Genomic DNA, 16,585 nt, shown 5'->3' on the forward strand with positions numbered 1-16,585 from the left:
GAGACCGCCGGTTCCGCCCGACGCGTCCGTTCAACAGAACGTCAACCCTTGAGGGCGGCCGCTTCGCTCGCAAGCTTGGTAATGCCGGCCCAGTCGCCGGCGGTCACCAGTTCCTTCGGCGCAACCCAGGAGCCACCGACGCAGACGACGTTCGGCAGCGAAAGATAATCCATCGCGTTCTTCAGGGAGATGCCGCCGGTCGGGCAAAACAGCGTGCCTGCGAGCGGCGAGGAGAGCGCCTTGAGATAGGCGGCACCACCAGCCTGTTCGGCGGGGAAGAACTTCAGCACCTCATAGCCCTCTTCGCGCAGCGCCATGACCTCGGAAGCCGTGGCCGCACCGGGCAGCAGCGGAATGTCCGACTGACGCGCCACATCGAGCAGTTCCTGGGTCGTGCCCGGGCTGACGATGAACTGCGATCCGGCATCGACGGCTGCGGCATAATGGCTCGCATTGAGGATCGTGCCAGCGCCGACAACGGCGCCTTCGACTTCTTCGGCAACGAGACGGACCGCTTCAAGAGCTGCAGCCGTGCGCAGCGTGATCTCGATTGCCTTCAGACCACCTGCCACCAAGGCCCGCGCCAGCGGCACGGCCGACTTGGCATCCTCGATGATCAGCACCGGAACGACCGGCTGGAGCTTCAGGGTGGAGAGCAGCTTGTCGGTTTTTTCGCCCATGGCAGAAGCCTCTTTTAAAACGATTAGATCGGCGTTTTACTAGCGCGCGTGACAGTCCTTGTCGAGCGACCCCTAGCACGGAATCTTTCCAGTTTCCTAACAGCACCTCGTGGTCTATGGTTGCACTGCGTAATTTTTCGGAGCGAGTGTGTATGGCGAAGGAAATCGAACGCAAGTTTCTCGTCCGCAACGACGGCTGGAAAGAGGGCGTCACCTCCCGGACACGGATCAGGCAAGCCTATATCACCGCAGAGGCCGATCGCTCGGTGCGCATCCGCACCCGCAACGACGAGACGGCACAGCTGACGATGAAATTCGGCAATGGCGTGCTCACACGAGACGAATTCGAATACGACATTCCCCATGATGATGCTCTTGAAATGATTGAATTTGCCACCGGCAACGTCATCGAGAAGACACGCCATACGGTAGATTTCGAGGGCTTCACCTGGGAAATCGATGTCTTCGAGGGGGCCTATCGCGGACTGGTGATCGCCGAGGTCGAGATGGCGTCGGAAACCGACGAGCCGTCGCTGCCGGCCTGGCTTGGCCGCGAAGTGACCGGCGACAAGCGCTATTCCAATCAGGCGCTGGCGACCCAGCGACTGCGGCCGGAGTTGGTGCATGCCATATCGCATTAGGCCGGACCGGGATCTCCCGACGGAGCTAGGCTCCGTTGCCCGCCGCCAGCTGGATCACGCCATCACCGTCCTGCAGACGCGAGCGGATGGCCTGCACGAGGCAATTCACGAAGCCCGCAAGAAATTCAAGCGCGTCCGCAATCTGCTTCGCCTTGTCGCCCACGCGGACAAAGCCTTCTTCAAGCAGCACAATACGAACCTCGGCGCCGCGGCACGCAGCCTGTCGCGCATTCGCGATGCGACAGCACTCATGGAGACCGTCACGCATCTGACGGCATTCGCGAACGAGGAGGAAGCCGAAACGCTGGACGCGACCCGCACGGTGCTGGAACTGCGCCGGGACGATATTGCGGCGGAAGAGACGGATCTCGAGGAGAAAGTAGCCGGCGTGATTGCCGAGTGCCGGCTTTCGATCGCCGCACTCGATGCCCTCGACCTGCCGTCAAAGGCAGGACCCGCTGCCCGCCTGATGGCCAAGGGCTGGCTGAAGGCGCTTAAGCGTGCCCACGCAGCTCTGGATGGCTGCAAAAGTGAAGGCCATGGCGAAGCCTTCCACGATCTGCGCAAGGCCGCTCAGGCCCACTGGATGAACCTCTCGCTGCTGCGCGATCTCTGGCCCAGTGCCTTTGCCGCGAAGCGCCGGGATGCCAAAATCCTGGTTGACCTGCTCGGCCACGAGCACGACCTGACGGTCCTGACGGAACTCTTCGACACGGAGCCGGATCTCTTTGGCAGCGGTGAAGACCAGTCCTTCCTGCTCGCCATCATCATCCGGCGCCAGCAGGAGCTGCGCCGCGAAGCGCTGGCTCTTGCCGAAATCGTCTTTTCCGACGGCGCACGCCGGGAGGCCGACGTGATCGAAACGCTGTGGACCGCCGCTGCCATCGGCAAGATGTCCGGTCACGGCTGAGCACGTATGATTGCCAACCCCGTTTCACCCCGCCCATGAGTCGCTCGCAACGCCTCCTCTTTCTGTTGCAGGTTCTGCGGCGCCATCGTCTGCCGGTGAGCGGGTCGACACTTGCCCGCGAGACAGGTGTTTCGCTGCGAACCCTTTACCGCGATATCGCAACCCTGCAATCGGATGGCGCCGATATCGAGGGCGAAGCCGGCATCGGCTATATCCTGCGTCCCGGCTACATGCTGCCGCCGCTGATGTTCACCCGCGAGGAGATCGAGGCGCTGATGCTCGGCTTCCGTTTCGTTGAAAAGCGGACCGACGAGGCGATCGCCGCTGCCGCCCGCAATGCACTTGCCAAGATCGATGCCGTATTGCCGGAAGACCTGCGTCGTGACATGGCCGAGGTGCCTCTGCTCGTCGGCCCAGGCGCCCCGCTTGCCAGCGAACGCGTCGACCTTCAGGTGCTGCGTCAGGCCCTGCGCAATGAAAGGCCCCTTCTCCTCGCTTATCGCGACCAGCACGGCAGTGTCTCCAGCCGCACCGTCTGGCCGTGTGCCCTGACCTTTTTCGATGGCGTCCGCGTTCTGGTCGCCTGGTGCACGCTGCGGGAGGATTTTCGGCATTTCCGCACCGACCGGATCGAAAGCGCGACAGCCGGTGAAACCCGCTACACCAAGCGCCGCACCGCCCTCCTCAAGGCCTGGCGTCAGCAAAATGCCATTCCCGAGAGCATCGCGCAATGATGCTGACACTTTTTGGCAGCAGGGGAAGATAGGTTCAAGTCATCCAACAACAGGAGATGACGATGACCCCCGCAATGACCATTCTCTATGTCGAAAACGCTGCAGCCAGTGCCGACTTCTACGAAAAGCTCTTCGGCATCGCGCCGACCGAACGGGCTGACACCTTCTCCCTTTTCCGCCTGCCGACGGGCCTCGTCCTCGGCCTCTGGAGCCGCGCTGGCGTTGAGCCCACGGCACAGTTCACCGGTGGCGGCTGCGAACTTGCGATCCGCGCACCTGGTGCCGCTGACGTCGATGCCACCCATGCGCGCTGGTCGGCCCTCGGCATCCCGGTTCTTCAGGCCCCCGCCAAGGCGGATTTTGGCCGCACTTTTACGGTCTCTGATCCCGACGGCCACCGCATCCGCGTCTTCAATCCGCCTGCCTGACCGATCTGTCGACACGATGATGGGCGAAATTTGACAGATTTCAAACTTCGCTCATCGCGCGGAAATCCGTTGCGCGCCAAGGGCCGAGGCGGTATTTCGCAAGCCATGACACAGATCGATCAAGCCCCACGCCATGAAGAAGGCGGCGCCTTTTGCGTCGCCGCCCTCTACCATTTCGCCAAGTTCCCGCGCTTCGAAAGCTTTCAGGAGCCGCTCGAGACGCTCTGCAAGGCGGAAAGGGTCAAGGGCACGCTGCTGATCGCCCATGAAGGCATCAACGGCACCATCGCTGGCACCGATGCCGCAATCGCCACGGTGCTGGCCTTCATCCGCAGCCAGCCAGAATTTGGCAACCTGGAGCACAAGGAAAGCCGCGCCTCGAAGATGCCCTTCCTGCGCATGAAGGTGCGGCTGAAGAAAGAGATCGTGACCATGGGTGTCGAGGACATCGACCCCAACAAGATCGTCGGGACCTATGTCGATCCGAAAGACTGGAACGAGCTGATCTCGGACCCGGAGACGATCGTCATCGACACCCGCAACGATTATGAGACCGCCATCGGCATCTTCCGCGGCGCGGTCGATCCGAACACCAAGACCTTCCGCGAGTTTCCGGACTGGGTGAAGAACAATCCCGGCCTGCACAACAAGCCGAAGATCGCCATGTATTGCACCGGCGGCATTCGCTGCGAAAAGGCCACCGCCTTCATGAAGCAGCAGGGCTTCGACGAGGTCTACCACCTCAAGGGCGGTATTCTGAAATATTTGGAGGAAGTGCCGGAAGAACAGAGCCTTTGGGACGGCGCCTGCTTCGTCTTCGACGAGCGCGTGTCGGTCACCCATGGCCTGAAAGAAGGCAACCACAAGCTCTGCCATGCCTGCCGCAACCCGATCACGGCGGAAGAGCTGACCCATCCGCATTATGAGGAAGGCGTTTCCTGCAGCCATTGTTACGAGAGCCGCACCGAGGCCGATCGCGATCGCTATCGCCAGCGGCAGCTGCAGATCGCGCTGGCGAAGAAGCGCGGCGAAAAGCATATCGGCGGCTGAGCGCCGCCGATCGCTTTAGTTGGTCAGCCTGAGATCTGGTCGCCGCGTTGCCACGCGCGCCGGCCCCAGTTGCGCAGCCGCATGCGGGGCGCCACGGCGAAGGCGAAAAACGGCGCCGCGAGAAAGCTGGCGACAACGACCAGACGCAACAGGACCTTCGCCTGCGCCGCCAGAGCCGGCACGGACAGAACAATAATGGCCCCGGTCCCGAAGATCACGGCATTGATCATCATGCTGCAGACGATGCGCAGCCAGGTGTCTGTGGTGAACATGGCACTTCTCCCTTTCTGCAGAAAGGAAGCACTGAGACGCCCCTTTGTTCCGGCGTAACTGCGGTCGGTTCAACGGGGGAATGAGGTTTCCAGAGGCGGGTGCCCGAAGGCAATAGCTGCAGCCTTGGCTCTCAGATCCATGGGTCGCAGTCGCAATGCATCGATGTCGGCAGGACTGCAGGGACGCCCGAAAAGATAGCCCTGCAACTGATCGCAGCCGGCCAGTCGCAGATTGACCGCCTGCTGATCCGTCTCCACACCTTCGGCCGTAACCGGCACATCGAGCGAACGGGCAAGGGCCACTGTCGCCTGCAGCATTTCGACCGCCTTGTGTCCTTCACCCAAGGACTGCACCAGGGACTTGTCGATCTTCATCCGATCGAAGCCGAATTGGCGCAGATATCCCACACTGGAGAAGCCGGCGCCGAAATCGTCGAGCGCGATCTGCACGCCGATCTTGCGCAGTCGTTCCAGCACGGTTCGCGCCCGCTCGGCATTCTGGATGAAATAGGTCTCCGTCATTTCCAGTACGACGCGCTGCGGTTCGATACCGGTCTGACGGAATAGATCAGCAACATGTCCGGTAAATGCGGGATCGCGGAACTGTCCGGGCGAAATGTTGACCGACAGTTTCAGTCCCGGCCAGTTGGTCAGCTGGGTCAACGACTGGCTGAGCACGCTGAGACCGAGGCGATCGATCAAACCACTGGTCTCGGCGATGGGAATGAAGATTTCGGGCGAGACCGGACCATGGCCGCGCCGGTTCCAGCGCGCGAGCGCTTCAATGCTCACCAGTTCAAACGTCGCTGAATCCACCACGGGCTGATAAACGACCTGAATCTCCTCGTTCTCGATCGCCGATCTGAGATCGAGCGCAAGCTGATTGCGCGTCTCACGCTCCTCGTCCATCTGTGGGTGATAGGCGGTCCAGCGCCCGCGCCCGCCGTCTTTGGAGGCATACATCGCCATGTCGGCCTGACGCGTCAGCTCACCGCCATCGATGGCGCCCTCGATCGAGACCGCAAGCCCAAGGCTGCAACCGACAGAAACCACGCGTTCACCAAGCGTCAGAGGTTCGCCAAAGAATTCGAGGATCGCTTCAGCGACGGAGATCGCCCTCGCCTGCGCCTCCGCACCGAAAAACACGATGGCAAATTCGTCACCGCCGATGCGGGCAATCGTTGCGTCTTCGCCGACAAGCACTTCCAGCCCCGCGGAAACGGCGCGGATGAGGCTGTCGCCCACGGCATGGCCATAGGCGTCGTTGACTTCCTTGAACCCGTCCAGATCGAGATAGAGCAGCACGACATCGCCATCGCCGCTGCGCGCCTGCTGCAGGGCCTGCTCCAGCAGAACCTGAAGCCCGTCGCGATTGGCAAGTCCGCTCAACCGGTCCGTTCGCGCAAGCTTGACCGCGGCCGCCTCATCGGATCTCAGCCGTCGCACGACGCTGTTGCCGATGATGAAGAGCAGCAGGCAGTAGACAGCGATCAGGATCAGCGCTGACCTGACCAGCGGCTCCACCTGATCGCGGCTGATGTCTCCCGGCGCGCGCGGCGTCCAGGTGAGCGAGGCAAGGCGTGTCCCGCTCGGCGATTCGATCGCCACCGAATGTGTCGAGCGTGTCGAAGGCGGTGCGAGCGAGAGGTCCGGCAGCACATAGGCGCTCGATATCCTTTTCACTGTCTCGGTCGACATATGGCGGATAAAAAGCAGATAGCGCCGCTTTTGCGGATCGCTCGCGACAGCGCCCGACTTTTTCCGAATGAGTGCCACGCCGGCCGCACCGATGCCCTTCAGGGTGCGCACGAAGCCGAGCGCCTGCGGAGTCTCGCCGCTTTGGCCGGAGCGAACCTGATCGAACAGGATGGATACATCATGGGGCAGATAACCGCGGGTGGCCTTGCCGAGGGAAACGCCGTCGGAATAGGCCATGCCGGGGCGGCCATCCTGGTCGAGCACAATGGCAACGTCGAACAGCTCGCTTTCGAAGGTCATGTCGCCGAAGTTGCTGTTTACCCAATCGGCATCAGGCGTGGTGTAGACATTCTCTGCCGCATCGTCCCAGGCCGCGTAGTCATTCAGCGTGGCACCGAGCTGGAACTTGAAGGTCTGTACGGCCCCGAGCAACGTCTCGCGCGATCGCTCCTCGTCGAGGTGGTTGGCATTGCTTGCGACGCGGTCGAGCGCGGTGAGCACGATCAACGTCACCATCACCGCCAGCATCGCGAAAACCAGCAGCATGCCGGTCACCGCCATGCGGCGATTTGCGAGCAACTTCAGTCGATTTTTCACTCCGAGAAGCCGCATGCAATACTACCCTGGCTTTCGGCGCACCGTGCCAGAAAATGTGTTCAATTAGACTTAACATGCTGACAGTGATAATAAATATCGAATAATCCGGGAATGCTAATAGTCGCCCGATGCAACTAAAAAATGAGGGTCCCGGTTTCCCGGAACCCGTGGCGGATCAGACTGGAGGCGCGGATCCGCCAACTCTCGCGTCAAGCGACGACGGAGACGAATTCCGCCTTGGGGCGGCGCACTTTTTTCAGCGGGGCGAGCCAGTCACCCTCAGTCGCCCGATAGCCGAGCGGAAGGATCGTGACCGAACGCAGGCCCTTTTCGCGCAAGTCCAGGATCTCATCGAGCTTGGCCGGATCGAAGCCTTCCATCGGTGTTGCATCCACGCCCTCGAAGGCGGCAGCGGCAACGGCCATGCCGAAGCCGATATAGGCCTGGCGGGCGGCGTGTTCGAAATTCACGTCGGCAGCGCGACCGGGATAGGTGTCGAGCAGCATCTGGCGATAATTTTCCCAGCCTTCGTTCTTGAAACCGCGCTCGTCATTGACGAGGTCGAACATGTGGTTGATGCGTTCGGCCGTATAATTGTCCCAGGCGGCGAACACGAGCAGGTGCGAGCCCTCGGTCACCTGTGCCTGGTTCCAGGCGATCTCCTGGATCTTGGCGCGCACATCCTTGTTCGTGACGACGATGACTTCAAACGGCTGCAGGCCGCTCGAGGTGGGTGCGAGGCGAGCCGCTTCCACGATCCGTTCGACCTTGTCGTCCGGCACAGCCTTGGACGGGTCCATTTTCTTGGTGGCATAGCGCCAGTTCAGCTTTTCGATGAGTGCGGACATGATCTCGCTCCTGGTTGGACCTGCCGGCGCCATGGGAGTGTTGGCAGCCTGGGCGAGGCCTGGTATCGATTAGTAACCAGGCCTACATATGTAACCGGGACGATTGTGCAAGAAGGCACATTTCTGATACCAAGTTACACCGATAGAACGATGGGAGCCGCCATGTGCGATAATTACGATCCCGCCAAATGCCAGACGGTGAGCGAAATGCTGGCCAGACTGGGCGATAAATGGACTGTTCTGGTGATCATGATGCTCGGCGACGGCCCTCAGCGCTTCTCCGATCTTAAGCGTTCAGTCGTCGGAATATCGCAACGCATGCTGACATTGACACTGCGTTCACTGGAAAGAGACGGCATCGTTGAGCGCACGGTTCATCCAACCGTACCCCCCAAGGTCGAATACGCATTGACCGATCTCGGGCGCTCCTTTGGCGGCCCCATCCGAGCGCTCGGCAGTTGGGTCTTCACCCATCACGACAGCATTCAGACCGCGCGCGCCGACTTCGACCGGCGACACGAGGCGGATGCGGCCAACAAGCTGATCAAGCTTGGCTGAGATCGCGAGCGGACCGGGTTAAGCCCCGGTGGGTCAGTCGGCTTTGAAATTCCCCTTCGGGAATTCGAGTGCCAGTTCGCGATACCACTTGCCGCTCTTCTTGATGGTGCGCACCTGGGTGCCGTAATCGACATGCACCAGACCGAAGCGCATCTTGTAGCCTTCCGCCCATTCGAAATTGTCCATCAGCGACCAGGCGAAATAACCCTGCATCGGATAACCATCAGCGATCAGATCGGCGACCTTGTCGAGATGCTCGGCATAATAATCGAGCCGCGGCTGGTCATACACCTCGCCGCCCTCGACCTCCATATTGTAGCAGGCGCCGTTTTCGGTGATGTAGCAGGCGGGCAGGTCGTAGCGGGCATAAAGCCGTTCGACGAGTGACTTCAGCGCCGGCGCATAGACTTCCCAGCCGATATCGGTCTTGACCTTGGAAACCGGTGGGGCACCAACGGTTGCCGGGAATTCGGCACCCGGTGTCGGATCGTCGGCGACGCGCATCGGCGTGTAGTAGTTCAGCCCCCACCAGTCGAGCGGCTGGTTGATGATGGCGAGATCGCCCTCCTCGATTGTCGGCATGCGATGCCCAAGCGCCGACAGGAACTCGGCGGGATATTCGCCCTTGAAAACCGGATCGAAGAACACGCCGTTGTGGAACTGATGCGCCCGCTCGGCAGCCGCGAGATCGGCAGCGCTGTCCGAACCCGGCAGAGTCTCATGCGCATTCAGCACCAGACCCACCGGTACCTTCGGTGCCATTTCGCGGATTGCCTGAACCGAGAGACCATGCGCGAGATTGGTGTAGTGCAGTGCATGCAGCGCCGCGTCCATGTTGCGCTCACCCGGCGCATGAATACCATAGAGATGGCTGAGCCAGACCGAGCACCACGGCTCGTTGAAGGTCGCAACCGCATCCAACCGATCTCCCAGTCGCTCCATCACCACTTTGGTGTAGCGCTGGAAGGCCTGTGCCGTAGACCGTGCCGTCCAGCCGCCGTCTCCCATCAAGGCGAGCGGCAGATCCCAATGATAAAGGGTTGCATAGGCCTTGATGCCCCGCGCCTTCAGGCCGTCGACCAGCTTGTCATAGAAATCGAGACCCTTCTCGTTGATCGGGCCGGTGCCTTCCGGAATGGTCCGCGGCCAGGCGATCGAAAACCGATAACCGGTAACGCCCATGTCCTTGATCAGATCGAGATCGCTTTCCCAACGATTGTAATGATCACAGGCGACATCGCCATTGTGGCGCCCGAAGACGCGGCCCGGCATGTTGGAAAACGCATCCCAGATGGAGGGCTTACGCCCATCCGCCTTCGAGGCACCTTCGATCTGGAAGGATGCGGTGGCAACGCCGAACAGGAAGTCACCGGGAAAACGCGAGGCGAGCGCCTTGGGATCGATCATGGGAAGTCTCCTTCGTCAGGGTCGAGGCGGAAGGGGCCGCCGCTTGCAATGTTGAAAGCGGTTTAGAGCAATCGAACGACGCGGTGAAGACGCTGGAAACAAAAAACTGCAACGTTGCAGTTACGCCACCCTCCCCTTGAGGGGGAGGGTCGGAGCAAAGCTCCGGGGTGGCATAGCTCCGCGGCTGCCAGAGCGTCTGCGTGACCTCCTCTCCTCCCGGGGAGAGGGTCGCCGAGCGAAGCGGAGGCGGGGTGAGGGGGCCGGCGGGCAAGGCGTTTGCCGCATGGCCTTGCGCTTCGCACCCCCACATCCCCGGTGCAACAAGTTGCACCTGAGCGCTGCGCGCCACCTTCTCCCCGCTGGGGAGAAGAGGTCACCCCCCMCCCGCCGCTTTGCGGCGACCTCCCCCCTCAAGGGGGAGGTAGGGATCAAACCTTCACCCAACCACCATTCTTCTTGCCCGACTCGATACAAGCCGTGACAAACGCCACGCCCTTCACGCCGTCATCAACGGTCGGATAAACCACGGCCGGATCAACCGCCGCCCCTGTCCGCGCTGCCTGGATGGCCGCAGCCGCCTCCGAATAGATGGTCGCAAAGGCTTCGAGATACCCCTCCGGATGCCCCGAAGGAATTCGGGTGACCCGCGCCGCAGCCGAATTTGCCCCTGCCCCACCACGGGTGATCAACTGCTTCGGTTCACCCAGCCGTGTGAACCAGAGATAGTTCGGATCGGCCTGCGTCCATTCAATCCCGGCCTTGGTGCCGTAGATGCGGACCTTCAAACCGTTCTCATTGCCCGTCGCAACCTGGCTGCACCACAACATGCCCTTGGCACCGCCTTTGAAGCGCAGCATCACATGCGCATTGTCATCGAGACGACGGCCTTCGACGAAAGTGTGCACGTCGGCCGCCAGTTCATCCAGTTCGAGACCGGAGATGAAGGAGCCGAGGTTATAGGCGTGCGTGCCGATATCGCCGGTCGAGCCGCCGACGCCGGACTGGGCAGGATCCGTGCGCCAGACGGCCTGCTTGGCGCCGGTTTGCTCGACGGGTTCGGCGAGCCAATCCTGCGGATATTCCATCTGCACCAGCCTGATGTCGCCGAGTTCGCCTGAGCGTACCAGCTCGCGCGCATGGCGGACCATCGGATAGCCGGTGTAATTATGCGTCAGGATGAACAGCGCCTTCGCCTTGTCGGCAACGGCTTTGAGAGCCTTGGCGTCCTCCAGGTTCGATGTCAGCGGCTTGTCGCAGATGACATGGATACCCTTTTCGAGAAAAGCCTTGGCGGCGGCGAAATGCACATGGTTCGGGGTGACGATCGACACCGCCTCAATGCCATCGGGTCGCGTCGATTCCTTGTCCGCCATCTCCTGGAAGGAGCCGTAGCACCGCTCCGGGTCGAGCCCGAGATCGCGGCCCGACGCCAGCGACTTTTCCGCCGTCGAGGACAGCGCGCCGGCAACGAGGTCATAATGGTCGTCCAGCCGGGCGGCCATGCGATGCACTGCACCGATAAATGCCCCCTGCCCGCCGCCGACCATGCCAAGGCGAATTTTCGCCGCGCGTTGTTCCGATTTGCTCGCTTCGATCGCCATGATGTTTTCTCCCAAAAACTAAATTTCGCACGGTGTTACCCCCCTCTGCCCTGCCGGGCATCTCCCCCAGAAGGGGGGAGAACGGATCGGCGCTGCCGCTTTGCCTGGAACGGAAGTCCACAAGGGCGGCGGCCACTCTCCCCCCTTGTGGCGAAGATGTCACGGTGTGACAGAGGGGGGTACGCCCCGGTCGCCCGGTTCTTTTAAGAGGCGAACTACAGCCCCAGCATCCGCCGGTTCGCCGCATCATCCGTGCCGCCGGAGGCAAAATCGTCAAACGCCTTTTCGGTCACGCGGATGATATGCGCCTTGACGAACTCGGCTCCCTCACGGGCGCCGTCTTCCGGATGTTTGAGCGCGCATTCCCATTCGACAACGGCCCAGCCGTCGAAATCGTTCGCCGCCATCTTGGAAAAAATCGCGCCGAAATCCACCTGGCCGTCGCCGAGCGAGCGGAAGCGCCCGGCGCGCTGCACCCAGCCCTGATAACCGCCATAAACGCCCTGCCGGCCGGTCGGATTGAATTCCGCGTCCTTGACGTGGAACATCTTGATCCGATCCTTGTAGATGTCGATGTTGTCGAGATAGTCGAGGCACTGCAGCACATAATGCGAGGGGTCATAGAGCATGTTGGCGCGGGGATGGTTCTTCACCCGTTCCAGGAACATCTCGAAGGTGACGCCATCATGCAGGTCTTCGCCCGGATGGATCTCGTAGCAAACGTCGACGCCCTGCTCGTCCGCATAGTCAAGGATTGGCGTCCAGCGGCGGGCAAGTTCGTCGAAAGCGGTCTCGACGAGACCGGCCGGACGCTGCGGCCAGGGATAGATGAACGGCCAGGCGAGCGCGCCGGAGAAAGTCGCATGCGCCTTGATGCCGAGATTCTTAGACGCCTTCAGCGCGTATTTGACCTGTTGCACAGCCCATTCCTGGCGTGCCTTCGGATTGCCGCGCACTTCAGGTGCTGCAAAGCCGTCGAAGGCCTCGTCATAGGCCGGATGCACGGCGACCAGCTGGCCCTGCAAATGGGTGGAAAGCTCGGTGATCTCGACGCCGTTCTGGCGCGCCACACCGGCGAGTTCGTCACAATAATCCTTGGATTCAGCAGCCTTCTTCAGGTCCATCAGCTGGCCGGCCCAGGTCGGAACCTGCACGCCGACATAGCCCTTGTCAGCCGCCCATTTGGTGATTCCATCCCAGGTGTTGAACGGTGCGGCATCGCCCGCGAACTGGCCGAGAAAGATCGCCGGCCCCTTGATCGTCTTCATGAATTCTCCTCCCTGAGATCCCTGCAACGTTTCCGTAAACGATTACAGGAGATGGATTTTCGACACAACCGCAATGATCGGAACATGGACAAATCTGCCCGGGAAAAACCCGGGCAGGAGAGTGTTGAAGCAAGCGGAAGGATCAGAACGGCGAGTCCGGGAAGTAGTAGTTCTTCGCATTGTCGGCGGTGATCAGCGTCGCGTCCAGCGTATAGGTGCCATGGACCGGAACGCTGTCGTAGAGCGCAGCAGCCGTCAGCTCCATAGCGGTGCCGACCATCGACGGCGGATAGAGAACGTTCACGGGAACCATCTTGTCGCCATCCATGACCTTCTTGATCATGTCCTTGGAACCGGCACCACCGATGATGTACTGGATATCGGTGCGCTTGGCCTGCTCGATGGCCTGCAACACGCCGACAGCCATGTCGTCGTCCTGGCACCAGACCACATCAATCTTCGGATACTTGGTCAGATAATCCTGCATGACCTTGAAGGCATCGTCGCGGTTCCAGTTGCCGAACTGGCGGTCGAGAACCTTGACGTTGGAGCCCTTGATGCCTTCGTCGAAGCCGTCCTGGCGCTGCTGGTCGATCGGGATCGGCAGACCGCGGATGATGACGACTTCCGCATCCGGCGAGTTCTTGGCGATATACTCGCCGGCGACCTTGCCGAGCGCCGGGTTATTGCCGGCAACATAGAGGTCACGGACGCTGTTGTCGTTCATCGACGGCGCACGGTCGACGATCGTGACGAAGTGGCCCTTGCCCTTCACTTCCTTCATCGCATTGACCAGCGGATCCGGATCGGTCGGCAGGATGACCAGAGCATCGATGCCCTGGACTTCCAGGTCCTGGACCGCGTTTGCCTGGGTGGCCGGATCTGCCGAGGTCTTGACGACGACGTTGAGGCCCGGATGCTCCTTCATCAGGAGTTCGGCGACGCGGTTGGCGTGGTAGACGACGCCGGCCGTCCAGCCGTGGTCGGCAGCGGGAATGGAGACGCCGATGGTCTTCGTCTCCTGCGCCTCTGCTGCCGTGAAGATCGACGCCAGCGCCGTCATGGCGACAGCGAGGCCTAACAGTTTCTTGTGCATTGGTTTCCTCCCAAAGTGACAAAGGGTCGAGTGAAAAACGGACCGGGCGACCCTCCTGCCCGGCCGTTTGCCTACGCCTTGCGCGCCAGCGACCGCTGGACGAGCATCGCGATGATGATGATCGTGCCCTGGATGGCGCCGATCAGATATTCGGAGATGAAGTTCGAGAGCAGCATGATGTTGCCGACGAGCTCGAGGATGAAGGCACCGCAGATCGTGCCCCAGACGCGGCCGGCACCACCCTTCAGCGCAGTGCCTCCGACGACGACGGCGGTGATCGCCTGCAGCTCCCAGAGGATGCCGGTCGTGGCCGATGTCGAGCCGAGACGCGGCACGTAGAGGAGCACGGCAATCGCCACGCAAAGCCCCTGGATGACGAAAGCGATGGTACGCACCCGGTCGACGGCAATGCCGGAATAACGCGCGACATCCCGGTTAGAGCCGACGGCAACGACGTGACGACCGTAACGCGTGCGGTAGAGAATGACGGCAGCAATGGCTGTGACCACCAGAATGATGACGATCGGCACCGGCAGACCGAGGATCGAGCCGAAATAGACCGGCCGGTAGATCTCCTGCTGGACGGGATCGCGAAGGGTGATCGCCCCGCCCTGGGAGAGCCAAGTGGTCAGGCCTCGATAGATGCCCATGGTGCCGAGCGTCGCAATGAACGGCTCGATCTTGCCGACGGTGGTGATCAACCCATTCAGAAGCCCGCAGAGAGAACCGATGACGATGGCAAGAGCCATGGCCGCTGCGATCATCAGTCCTGGATCGGCAATAGCGCCGGAATTCATGAACAGGATCATCAGGCTCGCGACGAAGGCGACCATCGAACCGACCGAGAGGTCGAGGTCCCCCGACGAGATGACGAAGGTCGCCCCGACGGCGATGATCGCAATGAAGGCCGAACGGGTGGCGACATTGGCGAGGTTGGTAAGGCCGATGAAGTTCGGGTTCACCAGCGCGCCGACGATCAAAAGGATCAGCAGCGCGGCAAAGGGGGCCACGGCGCGCAGGTCGACGTCGCGCCAGGTGCGGCGTGAACGGCCAGTTGTGGTCGTTTCAGTTTCGGCAGTCATGTCTTCCCGTCTCCTCCCGCGCGCCTTGGCTATGAGGCTGCGCACCCTGAAGTCTTCGTCTCAAACCCGGTCTTGCCGCCGGGCTGTCGTGATTGATCAGCTCGCCATTTGCCGTTTCAGGCCGGCGGCGTAGCGCATGATCGTCTGCTCGTTGATGTCCTCGCCTTCGAGCAAACCGACCATCCGCCCCTCGCGCATGACCGCCACCCGCGTACAGAGCCCGATCACTTCCGGCATCTCCGAGGAGATGACGATGATCGACCGTCCCTCGCGGGCGAGTGCCGCGATGAAATGATAGATCTGCTGTTTGGTGCCGACATCGATGCCGCGCGTCGGCTCGTCGATGATGATGATCTGCGGCTCGACTTCCATGATCTTGGCGAGCAGGAGCTTCTGCTGGTTGCCACCGGACATCCGCCCGACCCGCACCTTGTCGTCGCGCACCCGAATGTCGAAGCGGCGCTTGGCACGCGCCATGGCCTTCGCCTCGCTGCCGGGATCAAGGTAACCGTGACGGACGTGATTATCCATGGACTGCAGGGTCAGATTGGCGGTCATGCCCTCGCCCAGCAACAGGCCCTTGCCCTTGCGATCCTTGGTCATATAGGCGAGCCCGCGCCGGTTCGCCTCGCGAAAATCGCCGGCGTCGAGGATCATTCCCTTCAGCCAGACCTCGCCTGACAGACGGGGACGCAAACCGGCAACGGCCTCCATAAGCTCCGTCCGCCCCGACCCGATCAGACCGGAAAAGCCGAGCACCTCGCCCCGCTTCAGATCAAAGCTGGCATGCTTGACGAAGCCGGTTGTCAGATCCTTGACCGACAGCACGATCTCTTCGTCGACATCAGGCTCATGTTTCGTCGGATAAAGGCTCGACAATTCGCGGCCCACCATCAGCTGCGCGATCGCCTCGCCGTCGAGCGCCGAGGTCGGCGCCGTCTTCACCCACTGCCCGTCACGCAGCACCGTCACCCGGTCGGTCAGTTCCATCACCTCGTCGAGCTTGTGGGAAACGAAAACGAAGCTGGTACCGCTGGCGCGCAACTTGCGCACCTGGTCAAACAGCACTTCCGTCTCGTCGCGCGACAACACGGCGGTCGGCTCGTCCATGAACACGATGCGCGCCTTGCGGCTGATCGCTTTGGCAATCTCGACCATCTGCTTGTCGGCAACCGCCAGCGAACTGATCAGGGCATTTTCGTCGATGTGCGAGCCGAGCTGGTCGAGCACACGCCGCGCCTCGGCCCGCATCACCTTGCGATCCAGCATGCCGAAGCGCGTGACTTCGCGTCCGAGAAAAAGGCTCTCGGTGACGGTCAGATGATCGGCAAGATTGAATTCCTGGTGGATGAGCACGATGCCGAGCGCTTCGGCGGCACCATTGGCCGGCAGCGTCACCGGCTCGCCATCAAGCAGGATGCGGCCGGCGGTCGCCTGTTCAAAGCCTGACAGGATCTTCACGAGCGTCGATTTGCCAGCACCATTCTCGCCCATGAGCGCGTGGACCTCGCCCGGCAAGACGTCGAAATCCACGCTGAACAGCACCTGGACGTCGCCAAATGATTTCGAGATACGCTCCGCCACGAGCACGGGTGTCCGTGCCTCGCCCCCAGCCAATGTCATGCAATCCTCCCCGCGGCTCCTCAACCGCCATGGTGATCTGTGTAAACCTTTACATCGCCAATGTAAAGGTTTACATCATCACATCATGGGGA

At 61.5% G+C, this 16,585-nt stretch carries 16 protein-coding genes; 6 read left to right on the forward strand and 10 right to left on the reverse strand.

Annotation, left to right across the window (positions count from 1 at the left end; all coding sequences use genetic code 11):
* Positions 1-41 precede the first annotated feature (41 nt).
* On the reverse strand, positions 42-680 hold the full coding sequence (locus tag ASE36_RS13530; RefSeq protein ID WP_062280263.1) for a 2-dehydro-3-deoxy-phosphogluconate aldolase: 639 nt from the start codon (positions 678-680) through the stop codon (positions 42-44).
* Between the two features lie 152 nt (positions 681-832).
* Here ASE36_RS13530 and ASE36_RS13535 point away from each other — a divergent pair, with 152 nt between their 5' ends.
* From ASE36_RS13535 to ASE36_RS13555, 5 genes are all read left to right on the forward strand, one after another.
* Positions 833-1,321 carry a CYTH domain-containing protein gene (locus ASE36_RS13535; protein WP_062280266.1) on the forward strand — a complete coding sequence of 163 codons (489 nt, stop codon included), beginning with the start codon at positions 833-835 and terminating at the stop codon, positions 1,319-1,321.
* Positions 1,305-2,231 carry a CHAD domain-containing protein gene (locus ASE36_RS13540; protein WP_062280268.1) on the forward strand — a complete coding sequence of 309 codons (927 nt, stop codon included), beginning with the start codon at positions 1,305-1,307 and terminating at the stop codon, positions 2,229-2,231. The genes ASE36_RS13535 and ASE36_RS13540 overlap by 17 nt, the downstream gene beginning before the upstream one ends.
* 35 nt (positions 2,232-2,266) lie before the next feature.
* Entirely contained in the window at positions 2,267-2,965 is a 699-nt protein-coding gene (locus ASE36_RS13545) for a helix-turn-helix transcriptional regulator (RefSeq protein ID WP_062280271.1), read from the forward strand.
* 62 nt (positions 2,966-3,027) lie between these two features.
* On the forward strand, positions 3,028-3,393 hold the full coding sequence (locus tag ASE36_RS13550; RefSeq protein ID WP_062280274.1) for a VOC family protein: 366 nt from the start codon (positions 3,028-3,030) through the stop codon (positions 3,391-3,393).
* A gap of 105 nt (positions 3,394-3,498) precedes the next feature.
* A complete protein-coding gene (locus tag ASE36_RS13555) occupies positions 3,499-4,443 on the forward strand; it encodes a rhodanese-related sulfurtransferase (RefSeq protein ID WP_062281377.1) in 945 nt (314 codons plus the stop codon).
* 23 nt (positions 4,444-4,466) lie between these two features.
* Here the strand turns inward: ASE36_RS13555 and ASE36_RS13560 are convergent, their stop codons facing one another.
* The 3 genes from ASE36_RS13560 to ASE36_RS13570 all read right to left on the reverse strand — a co-directional run bounded on the left by ASE36_RS13560 (position 4,467) and on the right by ASE36_RS13570 (position 7,858).
* On the reverse strand, positions 4,467-4,715 hold the full coding sequence (locus ASE36_RS13560) for a hypothetical protein (protein ID WP_082511066.1): 249 nt from the start codon (positions 4,713-4,715) through the stop codon (positions 4,467-4,469).
* A 69-nt stretch (positions 4,716-4,784) separates the two neighbouring features.
* Complete coding sequence (locus tag ASE36_RS13565) at positions 4,785-7,025, reverse strand: EAL domain-containing protein (RefSeq protein WP_062280277.1); 2,241 nt, start codon at positions 7,023-7,025, stop codon at positions 4,785-4,787.
* 194 nt (positions 7,026-7,219) lie between these two features.
* A complete protein-coding gene (locus ASE36_RS13570; RefSeq protein ID WP_062280280.1) occupies positions 7,220-7,858 on the reverse strand; it encodes an NAD(P)H-dependent oxidoreductase in 639 nt (212 codons plus the stop codon).
* Between the two features lie 162 nt (positions 7,859-8,020).
* Here ASE36_RS13570 and ASE36_RS13575 point away from each other — a divergent pair, with 162 nt between their 5' ends.
* Positions 8,021-8,416, forward strand: a complete 396-nt coding sequence (locus ASE36_RS13575; protein WP_062280284.1) for a winged helix-turn-helix transcriptional regulator — start codon at positions 8,021-8,023, stop codon at positions 8,414-8,416.
* A gap of 33 nt (positions 8,417-8,449) precedes the next feature.
* Here the strand turns inward: ASE36_RS13575 and ASE36_RS13580 are convergent, their stop codons facing one another.
* The 6 genes from ASE36_RS13580 to ASE36_RS13605 form a co-directional block, all read right to left on the reverse strand.
* On the reverse strand, positions 8,450-9,823 hold the full coding sequence (locus ASE36_RS13580) for a GH1 family beta-glucosidase (RefSeq protein ID WP_062280288.1): 1,374 nt from the start codon (positions 9,821-9,823) through the stop codon (positions 8,450-8,452).
* 428 nt (positions 9,824-10,251) lie between these two features.
* Positions 10,252-11,424, reverse strand: a complete 1,173-nt coding sequence (locus ASE36_RS13585; protein ID WP_062280290.1) for a Gfo/Idh/MocA family protein — start codon at positions 11,422-11,424, stop codon at positions 10,252-10,254.
* A gap of 215 nt (positions 11,425-11,639) precedes the next feature.
* Entirely contained in the window at positions 11,640-12,692 is a 1,053-nt protein-coding gene (locus tag ASE36_RS13590) for a sugar phosphate isomerase/epimerase family protein (RefSeq protein WP_062280293.1), read from the reverse strand.
* A 142-nt stretch (positions 12,693-12,834) separates the two neighbouring features.
* Positions 12,835-13,788 (reverse strand): substrate-binding domain-containing protein, encoded by a 954-nt coding sequence (locus tag ASE36_RS13595; RefSeq protein WP_062280296.1) that lies wholly within the window; start codon positions 13,786-13,788, stop codon positions 12,835-12,837.
* 71 nt (positions 13,789-13,859) lie between these two features.
* Complete coding sequence (locus tag ASE36_RS13600) at positions 13,860-14,870, reverse strand: ABC transporter permease (RefSeq protein ID WP_062280299.1); 1,011 nt, start codon at positions 14,868-14,870, stop codon at positions 13,860-13,862.
* Positions 14,871-14,966: 96 nt separating this feature from the next.
* Entirely contained in the window at positions 14,967-16,493 is a 1,527-nt protein-coding gene (locus tag ASE36_RS13605) for a sugar ABC transporter ATP-binding protein (RefSeq protein WP_062280301.1), read from the reverse strand.
* Between the last annotated feature and the right edge of the window lie 92 nt (positions 16,494-16,585).

It is taken from the genome of Rhizobium sp. Root274 (assembly GCF_001429245.1).
Taxonomy (GTDB): domain Bacteria; phylum Pseudomonadota; class Alphaproteobacteria; order Rhizobiales; family Rhizobiaceae; genus Allorhizobium.

Coding starts and splice junctions, on each gene's coding strand:
- ASE36_RS13565 (WP_062280277.1), bottom strand. CDS start 7,025: ATGCGGCTTCTCGGAGTGAAAAATCGACTGAAGTTGCTCGCAAATCGC.
- ASE36_RS13585 (WP_062280290.1), bottom strand. CDS start 11,424: ATGGCGATCGAAGCGAGCAAATCGGAACAACGCGCGGCGAAAATTCGC.
- ASE36_RS13600 (WP_062280299.1), bottom strand. CDS start 14,870: ATGACTGCCGAAACTGAAACGACCACAACTGGCCGTTCACGCCGCACC.
- ASE36_RS13550 (WP_062280274.1), top strand. CDS start 3,028: ATGACCCCCGCAATGACCATTCTCTATGTCGAAAACGCTGCAGCCAGT.
- ASE36_RS13575 (WP_062280284.1), top strand. CDS start 8,021: ATGTGCGATAATTACGATCCCGCCAAATGCCAGACGGTGAGCGAAATG.
- ASE36_RS13555 (WP_062281377.1), top strand. CDS start 3,499: ATGACACAGATCGATCAAGCCCCACGCCATGAAGAAGGCGGCGCCTTT.
- ASE36_RS13530 (WP_062280263.1), bottom strand. CDS start 680: ATGGGCGAAAAAACCGACAAGCTGCTCTCCACCCTGAAGCTCCAGCCG.
- ASE36_RS13595 (WP_062280296.1), bottom strand. CDS start 13,788: ATGCACAAGAAACTGTTAGGCCTCGCTGTCGCCATGACGGCGCTGGCG.
- ASE36_RS13545 (WP_062280271.1), top strand. CDS start 2,267: ATGAGTCGCTCGCAACGCCTCCTCTTTCTGTTGCAGGTTCTGCGGCGC.
- ASE36_RS13590 (WP_062280293.1), bottom strand. CDS start 12,692: ATGAAGACGATCAAGGGGCCGGCGATCTTTCTCGGCCAGTTCGCGGGC.
- ASE36_RS13605 (WP_062280301.1), bottom strand. CDS start 16,493: ATGACATTGGCTGGGGGCGAGGCACGGACACCCGTGCTCGTGGCGGAG.
- ASE36_RS13540 (WP_062280268.1), top strand. CDS start 1,305: ATGCCATATCGCATTAGGCCGGACCGGGATCTCCCGACGGAGCTAGGC.
- ASE36_RS13580 (WP_062280288.1), bottom strand. CDS start 9,823: ATGATCGATCCCAAGGCGCTCGCCTCGCGTTTTCCCGGTGACTTCCTG.
- ASE36_RS13570 (WP_062280280.1), bottom strand. CDS start 7,858: ATGTCCGCACTCATCGAAAAGCTGAACTGGCGCTATGCCACCAAGAAA.
- ASE36_RS13560 (WP_082511066.1), bottom strand. CDS start 4,715: ATGTTCACCACAGACACCTGGCTGCGCATCGTCTGCAGCATGATGATC.
- ASE36_RS13535 (WP_062280266.1), top strand. CDS start 833: ATGGCGAAGGAAATCGAACGCAAGTTTCTCGTCCGCAACGACGGCTGG.